An 8,321-nucleotide genomic window follows, 5' to 3' on the forward strand; every position below is an offset into this window, starting at 1 on the left:
TCGCGAGGTTCGCGGTCACCGACGCGACCGAATTGCCCGAATCGATATCGTCCTTCGGCCGGATCGACACCGGCGCCATGGCCTTGAGTGGCTTGTCGGGCAGCTCGTTCAGTGACTGCAGATATTTGCGCATCGCGCCCGCGCACATGCCGAGCACCGCGTCGTTGATCGTCCCGTCATAGGCCTTGCCCATCGCCCTGACCCGTTCCAGCGACCAGCTTTGCGCGACGAAACGGCGCGCGCCGGTGATGTTGCGGTTGAAGCTGGTGCGCGGAACGCCGGCGAAGGGCGTGACCAGCCCGTCGCCGCCGATGCCGAACATCGCCGCGAGATACTGGTTCATCGCCTTGGTCACGCCGACGCTGTTGCCCCATTGCTCCTTCAGGAAATCGCCGATCGCCTTGATGTCGGTGAGGTTCGGGCGCGCGGGCTTCTTCGGCGGCGGGAAAAGACGCTTGTAGGCTTCATAGGCCTCGACCGAGAGCGGCGAGGCGGCGCGACGCTCCCCGGGATCCGCCGACAGCATCGAATTGTAGAAATGGATGCTCGCCGCGCCGTCCATCAGCGCGTGGTGGACCTTCTTGAAGGTTGCGATCTGCCGGTTCGGCAGGCCCGAGATCAGCGTGATCTCCCAGAGCGGCCGGGTCCGGTCGAGCAGGCCCGAATGAAGCCGCGAGGCGAGTTCGAACATCTCGCGGTAACGGCCGGGCTTGGGCAGCGCGGCGGCGCGTACATGGTAATGCATGTCGATGTCGCGGTCGGGTTCGAGGCGGATCGGGCCATATTGGCCGAGCGGGGTCAGTTTCAGCACCTCGCTGAACGGCCGCCGCAGCCCCTCGGACTGGCGGAGCAGCGCAAGCTGCTCGTTCAGCCATTCGGTCTCGTCGGCGCCTTCGGGCAAAGTATAGAGATTGATGCCGCCGATATGCATCGGCATTTCGCGGCTTTCCCCCCACAGGAACATCGCGTCGGTCACCGGCATCAGGCGCATCGCAGCTCTCCCCACTGTTTATGCTGCATCTTTTGATGCGCAGCATGACAGCGGCGGGAGGGGAGTCAAGCTGCGCCCCATTGGCGGAAAGCGGCGAACGCGGTATCGCCGCCCGATGGCCAAGCTCTATTTCTATTATGCCAGCATGAATGCGGGCAAATCGACGACGCTGCTGCAGGCGGATTTCAACTATCGCGAGCGCGGCATGGAGACGATGCTGTGGACTGCGGCGCTCGACGATCGTTACGGGGCGGGGCAAGTGACGAGCCGCATCGGGTTGATGGCTGAAGCGCATAAATTCGACCCCGACAGCGACATGTTTGCCGCGGTAAGCGACGAGAACCGCCAGCGCCCGCTTGCTTGTGTGCTCGTCGATGAAGCGCAGTTCCTGTCGCGCGAGCAGGTGCTGCAGCTGGCCCGGCTCGCCGATGAGCTCGATATTCCGGCGCTCTGCTATGGCCTCCGCACCGATTTTTCGGCCGAGCTTTTCCCCGGATCGGCGGCGTTGCTCGGCATCGCCGACGCGCTCGTCGAACTCAAGGCCGTATGCGAATGCGGGCGCAAGGCGACGATGAATCTTCGCGTCGACGAACAGGGACGCGCGGTCGTCGAGGGCGCGCAGACCGAGATCGGGGGCAACGACCGTTATGTCGCGATGTGCCGGCGGCATTTCATGGCGAAGCGGCGCGAAGCCACGACGGCGCTCGCCGATGCTTGACCGTCTCTATACCGAACTCGCCGATGGCGATCTCCGTCTCGTCAGGCTCACGGAGGAGCATCGCGAGGCGCTGCGTGCCGTCTGCGCCGCCGACGCCGACATCTGGTCGATCTATTCGTCGAGCTTCGATCCCGATCATTTCGACAAGAGCTTCGACACGCTGATCGGCGGCAAGGCCCGCATGCCCTATGCGATCGTCGACGGCGACCGGCTCGTCGGCATGACCGCCTGGCTTCGCCCGGACGTGAGTGCGCAGACGGTCGAGATCGGCAACAGCTATATCCATCCCGATGCTCGCGGCACGGGCCTCAACGGACGTCTCAAGAAGCTGATGATCGATCATGCCTTCGCGGCCGGCATCCGCCGTATCGAGTTTCGCATCGACGAGCGGAACAAGCGCAGCCAGGCTGCGGTCGCCAAGCTCGGATGCACCAAGGAGGGCGTCCTGCGTTCGGAGCGCATCACATGGACGGGATATGTGCGCGACACCGGGCTCTGGTCGCTGCTTGCGGACGAGTGGCACAGGAGTCCGGCCACCTGAGCTTCATGGCTTTCTGACAAGTGCGGGTTCAGCCAGGATCTGCTATCCTGAACATCGGTAAGGACATTCCGGTCGAAAGGCATGACATGAAACCGACACTCGCGCTCTCGCTGACTGCACTGTTGCTCCCTTTCTCTTCGGCAATGGCCGAGGAGCCACGCGCTCTCGGCGTTGAATCGAGCATAGTTTTTCCGAGCAACAGTTCGATTCGAAGCTGGAAGGCCGATCGCGATCGGGGCATCTGGATCGAGGATCGCCGGCGCAACTGGTATTACGGGACGTTCATCGGCACTTGCCCCAGCCTTGGCTTTGCGCATGCATTCGCCGTCGAAACCCGCGGTGCCGGACGTCTTGATCGCCTCGCATCGATTATCGTTCGGGGCGACAGCTGTCCGTTCAGCTCGTTCGTGACGTCGGCGCCGCCGCCAACAAAGGCAGAGTTGAAGGCAGCCCGCGAAGCCGAAAGGGCTGCCCGCGAAGCAGAAAAGGCCGCCCGGGATTAACAGCAGCTCGCCCGCGATATTTGTCTGCCGCATTTTACGAACCGTCAGGTTCCACCCGAGTTGAAAATGCTCTAGCGGCGCGGAATGAACGGCTGGATCATTCTCGACAAACCCGTGGGGCTCGGCTCGACGCAGGCGGTCGGCGCGGTGAAGCGCGTGTGCCGTGAAGCGGGGCTGGGCAAGGTCAAGGTCGGCCATGGCGGGACGCTCGATCCCCTCGCCTCGGGCGTGCTGCCGATCGCGCTCGGCGAGGCGACCAAGCTTTGCGGACGGATGCTCGACGCAAGCAAGATCTATGATTTCACTGTGCAGTTCGGGACAGAGACGGCCGGGCTCGATGCCGAGGGCGAAGTGATTGCGACGAGCGATGTGCGGCCGACGCTCGCGGAAATCGAGGCGGTACTGCCGCGCTTCACTGGTCCGATCGATCAGGTTCCGCCGGCCTATTCGGCGATCAAGATCGACGGCCAGCGCGCGTACGACCGCGCGCGCAAGGGCGAAGATGTCGAGATGAAGGCCCGAAGCGTCACGATCTACGCGCTCGATCTGCATGCCGCGGAGGAGGGGCCGATCGAAAACGTGACGCTCTCCGCCCACGTCTCCAAAGGCACCTATATCCGCAGCCTCGCACGCGACATCGCGCGCGCGGTCGGCAGCGTCGGGCATGTCACGATGCTCCGCCGGACGAGGGCGGGGCCCTTCACGCTCGAACAGGCGATTTCGCTGGACAAATTGAACGCTTTCGGCCAAGGGGCCGCCCAATCAGAAATATTTCTGCCGCTCGAGGCAGGGCTGGTCGACATCCCGGCTCTGAACCTTTCCCCGGAAGCGGCAGGGGCGATCCGTCAGGGTCGCGTCTGGACCGGGGGTAGCACGGAAGACGGGCTCTATTGGGGAAGGGACAGCGACATGCGTCCCGTCGCCCTGATCGAGGCTTTGGCGGGAACGCTGAAAGTCGTCCGGGGCTTCAACGTTTAAACAAGGATGTTCGAAGGAAGTTTGAATATGTCGATTACCGCCGAACGCAAAGCCGAAGTCATCAAGGACAATGCCCGCGAAAAGGGCGACACCGGTTCGCCGGAAGTCCAGGTTGCGATCCTCACCGATCGCATCAACACGCTGACCGAGCATTTCAAGGCGCACCACAAGGACAACCACAGCCGCCGCGGCCTCCTCATGATGGTCAACAAGCGCCGCAGCCTCCTCGACTATCTGAAGAAGAAGGACGAGGCCCGCTATTCGGCGCTGATCGCGAAGCTGGGTCTTCGCAAGTAAGAATTTCTGGCGGCCCCGGATTTCCGGGGCCGCTGTCATATTGGTCCCGTGCAATGTGCCGGGCCACAGGGCCGCTCCCGCATCCGGCGGGACCGCCATGGGGCAGACAGACGCCCTGAACCGCCCCGGGCCGGATTGCCCGGAATCAGAGGCCCCGCCCGGCATAGGGCCCGGCGGGCGAAGGAAACCACATGTTTGACGTGAAAAAAGTATCGATCGAGTGGGGCGGTGAAACGCTGACGCTCGAAACGGGCAAGGTTGCCCGCCAGGCCGACGGCGCCGTGATGGCGACGCTGGGCGAAACGGTCGTCCTGTGCGCCGTGACCGCCGCGAAGTCGGTGAAGGACGGGCAGGACTTCTTCCCGCTCACCGTCCACTATCAGGAAAAATATTCGGCCGCCGGCCGCATTCCGGGCGGCTTCTTCAAGCGCGAACGCGGCGCGACCGAAAAGGAAACGCTCGTCAGCCGCCTGATCGACCGTCCGATCCGCCCGCTGTTCCCCGAAGGTTTTTACAACGAAATCAACGCCATTGCGCAGGTTCTGAGCTATGACGGCCACAATGAGCCCGACATCCTCGCGATGGTCGCCGCGTCGGCCGCGCTGACGATCTCGGGCGTGCCCTTCATGGGCCCGATCGGCGCCGCGCGCGTCGGTTATGTCGATGGCGAGTATATTCTCAACCCGACCGACGAGCAGGTCGCCGAGGGCGACCTCGACCTCGTCGTTGCCGCCACCTACGACGCGGTGATGATGGTCGAATCCGAAGCCAATGAGCTGTCGGAAGAGGTCATGCTCGGCGCCGTCCTGTTCGCGCACGACGCGTGCAAGGAAGTCGTCAAGGCGATCGTCAAGCTCGCCGAACAGGCTGCGAAGGATCCGTGGGAAGTCGCCGCCGGCGACGACAATGCCGCGATCAAGGACAAGCTCAAGAAGCTGATCGGCAAGGACATCGCCGCCGCCTACAAGCTGACCGACAAGTCGGCCCGCTCGAACGCGCTCAACGAAGCGCGCGCGAAGGCGAAGGAATCGTTCGTCGCCGACGGTCTGTCGCCGCAGGACGTCATGGCCGGCATCAAGCTGACCAAGAAGCTCGAAGCCGAAATCGTCCGCACCGCCATCCTCAAGGATGGCAAACGCATCGACGGCCGCACGACGACGCAGATCCGTCCGATCGTCGCCGAAACGCACTTCCTGCCCCGCGCGCACGGCTCGGCGCTGTTCACCCGCGGCGAGACGCAGACGATCGCCACCGCGACGCTGGGCACCAAGGATGCGGAGCAGATGATCGACGGCCTCAACGGCCTGTCGTACCAGCATTTCATGCTGCACTATAACTTCCCGCCCTATTCGGTCGGTGAAGTCGGTCGCTTCGGCGCGCCGGGCCGCCGCGAAGTCGGCCATGGCAAGCTGGCATGGCGTGCGCTGCACCCCGTGCTGCCGACGAAGGACGAGTTCCCCTACACGATCCGCCTCACCAGCGACATCACCGAGTCGAACGGCTCGTCGTCGATGGCGTCGGTCTGCGGCGGGTCGCTCGCGATGATGGACGCCGGCGTGCCGATCAAGCGTCCCGTCTCGGGCATCGCGATGGGCCTGATCCTCGAAGGCAAGGATTATGCGATCCTCAGCGACATCCTCGGCGACGAGGATCACCTCGGCGACATGGACTTCAAGGTTGCGGGCACGTCCGAAGGCATCACCACAATGCAGATGGACATCAAGATCGCGGGCATCACGCGCGAGATCTTCGAAGCCGCGCTGAACCAGGCCAAGGAAGGCCGCGCGCACATCCTCGGCGAGATGAACAAGGCGCTCGGCGAAACCCGCAGCGAACTGTCGGCGCACGCGCCGCGCATCGAGACGATGCAGATCGACAAGGCGAAGATCCGCGACGTCATCGGCACCGGCGGCAAGGTCATCCGCGAGATCGTCGCGACCACCGGCGCCAAAGTCGACATCGACGACGAGGGCCTGATCAAGATCTCGTCGAGCGACCTCACCCAGATCGAAGCCGCACGCAAGTGGATCGCCGGCATCGTCGAGGAAGCCGAAGTCGGCAAGATCTATGACGGCAAGGTCGTCAATCTCGTCGATTTCGGGGCGTTCGTGAATTTCATGGGCGGCAAGGACGGCCTCGTCCACGTCAGCGAAATCAGGAACGAGCGCGTGGAAAAGGTCGCCGACGTCCTCAGCGAAGGCCAGGAAGTCAAGGTCAAGGTTCTCGAGATCGATCCGCGCGGCAAGGTGCGCCTGTCGATGCGCGTCGTCGATCAGGAAACCGGCGAAGAGCTGGAAGACACGCGCCCGGCACGCGAACCCCGCGAACCGCGCGGCGACCGCGGCCCGCGCCGTGACGGCGGTGACCGTGGCCGTGGCGGCCGCGACCGTGGCCCGCGCCGCGACGGCGAAGGCCGTGGCGACCGCGGCCCGCGCCGCGAACGCTCGGAAGACGGTCCGGAAGATCAGGGCCATGTGCCCGACTTCCTGAAGGACTAAGGCCTTCCGCGACCGGAACAGGGAAGGGGCTGCCGAAAGGCGGCCCCTTTTTTATCTGCTTCGGGGTTAGTGAGCGGTCGTTTCCGACAGCGGATGGTAGGGCAGCTTCGGGTCCTGGCGGTTGGCCGCGATCCCGGCCTTCAAAAATGCCACGATCTTCGGCCAGCTGTCGGCACGCGCGGCGGCATTTCCTTCCGCCGTTCCGCCGAGCTTGCTCCATTTCTTCGCGGCGGCCGCATCGGCAAAGGATGCTCCCATAACGGCATGACCGGCATCCTTGTAGCGAAGCACGATCGGTGCTGCCCCGCCCTGCCTTGCCGCGCGCGCGACGATCTGGTCGGTCATCGGGCAGCTCGGCCAGAGCTTCTCGGACTCGCCGCACACGAGCAGCAGCCTGCCCTTGTATCGTTCGACCGGGATGATCGCGGCCGGATTCTCGTCGAGTTCCTTCAGCCCGCCCTCGAACACGGCCATCAGCCCGCGGTCGTCGGGGCGCCCCTTGTAGGCGAGGTGCGGGACCGGCTCACCCTTTGCGCTCCACGACGAACTGAACGAGCCGAGCATGTAATTCTCGCCGCTCATTCCGTCCCAGACGACGCTCGACGGCATGCCGAGCGCGACGGCGCGGATGCCGGGATAGCGCGTCGCGACGAGCAGCCCCGCCTCGGCCCCCTTCGAATAGCCGACGATGCCGATCCGCGCCGGGTCGATGCCGGGCTGCTTCTTCAGCCAGTCGAGCCCGCGGGTGAAATCCTCGATCGGGATATTCTTGAGCTTCGCCGGCTTGCCCGGCGCATTGTGATAGGCGAGCTGGAGGACGCCAAAACCCTCGGCCTGCAGCAGCAGCGCCTGCGCGCGAACGTCGCTGGCGAGCCCGCCCTCGGAGCCGCCGAGCAGCAGAATTGCCGGATGCGGGCCGGTGCCGGATGCGGGGTAATAGTTGGCGAAAATGCCGCCGCCCGCGATCCGCTGCCCGGTCGGGCCGGCGTCGGCGATCTTCGCGGGCGGGGGCGGCCGGGTTAGCATATAAGCAAAGCCGCCGCCGCCGACCACGACCAGCGCGCCGAGCACACCCAAGGCAATTTTCCACCTGCGCTTCATGGCCGCCCTCCCCGCTACCGAACTGTGTTAGTGATATAGGGCAGTTAGGGTTTGCGCAAGGGCAACGCACGGGGCGCGAGTCGCCTCGCGCCCCGTGCGTTGCCGTCGGTCCGGAACGTCAGCCGAACAGCCGCTCGGCATATTCGCTGCGCAGCCGGGTCCAATTGTCCCAGTGCGGCGCCGCCGCTGTCCCGCGGGCGCGCGCTTCGAGTACATCGAGATGGGCGTGCCAGCCGGCGCTGACGTTGAGCCGCACCTCGGGATCCTCGATGCGTTTGTGGACGATGGTCAGCAGCACCTCGTCGCCCTTTTCCTCGAGCGTGAAGGTCACGCCGCCGGTGCTGCCCCAACTGATCGAGAGCAGGCGCGGCGCGTCGATCGCGACGACTTCGCACGTCATCCGGTGCTCGTCACCGAAACCGTCGGGGCGGGTGCCCGGCGGATCGGTGAGTTCGTCGTTGCGCCAGACGAGTTCGACCGGTGCGCCGACCTTTTCCTCCATCGCGCCCGCCGCGAGCCATTGGCGACGGAGGTCGCCGTCGATGAGATAGGCCCAGATCCGGCCGACGGGGCCGGGAAGCAGGCGGGTGATCGTCAGTGTCGCGGGTTCGGTAAGCAGGCCGTAACGGCCTTGATCAAGCGTCGTGGTCATCGTCATTCTCCTTCTTTCCCGGGGAGGGGGTCTTGGGGGGAG

9 protein-coding genes are annotated in these 8,321 nt (G+C 64.8%); 6 read left to right on the forward strand and 3 right to left on the reverse strand.

Going from position 1 to position 8,321, the window contains the following annotated elements:
• A partial coding sequence (locus JHC57_RS19345; protein ID WP_294032169.1) for a wax ester/triacylglycerol synthase domain-containing protein occupies positions 1 to 991 on the reverse strand: 991 nt, incomplete at its 3' end.
• A gap of 115 nt (positions 992 to 1,106) precedes the next feature.
• On the opposite strand from JHC57_RS19345, the gene JHC57_RS19350 reads away from it, so the two are divergent.
• From JHC57_RS19350 to pnp, 6 genes are all read left to right on the forward strand, one after another.
• A complete protein-coding gene (locus tag JHC57_RS19350) occupies positions 1,107 to 1,709 on the forward strand; it encodes a thymidine kinase (protein WP_294032172.1) in 603 nt (200 codons plus the stop codon).
• Entirely contained in the window at positions 1,702 to 2,250 is a 549-nt protein-coding gene (locus JHC57_RS19355) for a GNAT family protein (RefSeq protein WP_294032174.1), read from the forward strand. Before JHC57_RS19350 ends, JHC57_RS19355 begins: the two co-directional genes overlap by 8 nt.
• Positions 2,251 to 2,270: 20 nt before the next feature.
• The gene (locus JHC57_RS19360; protein ID WP_294032175.1) at positions 2,271 to 2,753 is read left to right on the forward strand and encodes a DUF6491 family protein; all 483 of its coding nucleotides are present in this window, start codon (positions 2,271 to 2,273) and stop codon (positions 2,751 to 2,753) included.
• An 84-nt stretch (positions 2,754 to 2,837) separates the two neighbouring features.
• A complete protein-coding gene (gene truB / locus JHC57_RS19365) occupies positions 2,838 to 3,731 on the forward strand; it encodes a tRNA pseudouridine(55) synthase TruB (RefSeq protein WP_294032177.1) in 894 nt (297 codons plus the stop codon).
• Positions 3,732 to 3,758: 27 nt separating this feature from the next.
• A complete protein-coding gene (gene rpsO, locus JHC57_RS19370) occupies positions 3,759 to 4,028 on the forward strand; it encodes a 30S ribosomal protein S15 (RefSeq protein ID WP_037554459.1) in 270 nt (89 codons plus the stop codon).
• Positions 4,029 to 4,219: 191 nt separating this feature from the next.
• Complete coding sequence (pnp, locus tag JHC57_RS19375; RefSeq protein ID WP_294032180.1) at positions 4,220 to 6,526, forward strand: polyribonucleotide nucleotidyltransferase; 2,307 nt, start codon at positions 4,220 to 4,222, stop codon at positions 6,524 to 6,526.
• Between the two features lie 66 nt (positions 6,527 to 6,592).
• Here the strand turns inward: pnp and JHC57_RS19380 are convergent, their stop codons facing one another.
• Positions 6,593 to 7,627 (reverse strand): acyl-CoA thioester hydrolase/BAAT C-terminal domain-containing protein, encoded by a 1,035-nt coding sequence (locus JHC57_RS19380; protein ID WP_294032181.1) that lies wholly within the window; start codon positions 7,625 to 7,627, stop codon positions 6,593 to 6,595.
• Between the two features lie 118 nt (positions 7,628 to 7,745).
• Positions 7,746 to 8,279: an SRPBCC family protein gene (locus tag JHC57_RS19385; protein ID WP_294032183.1), complete on the reverse strand. Its 534-nt coding sequence runs from the start codon at positions 8,277 to 8,279 to the stop codon at positions 7,746 to 7,748.
• Positions 8,280 to 8,321: the final 42 nt, after the last annotated feature.

This window comes from Sphingopyxis sp. (assembly GCF_016463645.1).
GTDB lineage: Bacteria > Pseudomonadota > Alphaproteobacteria > Sphingomonadales > Sphingomonadaceae > Sphingopyxis.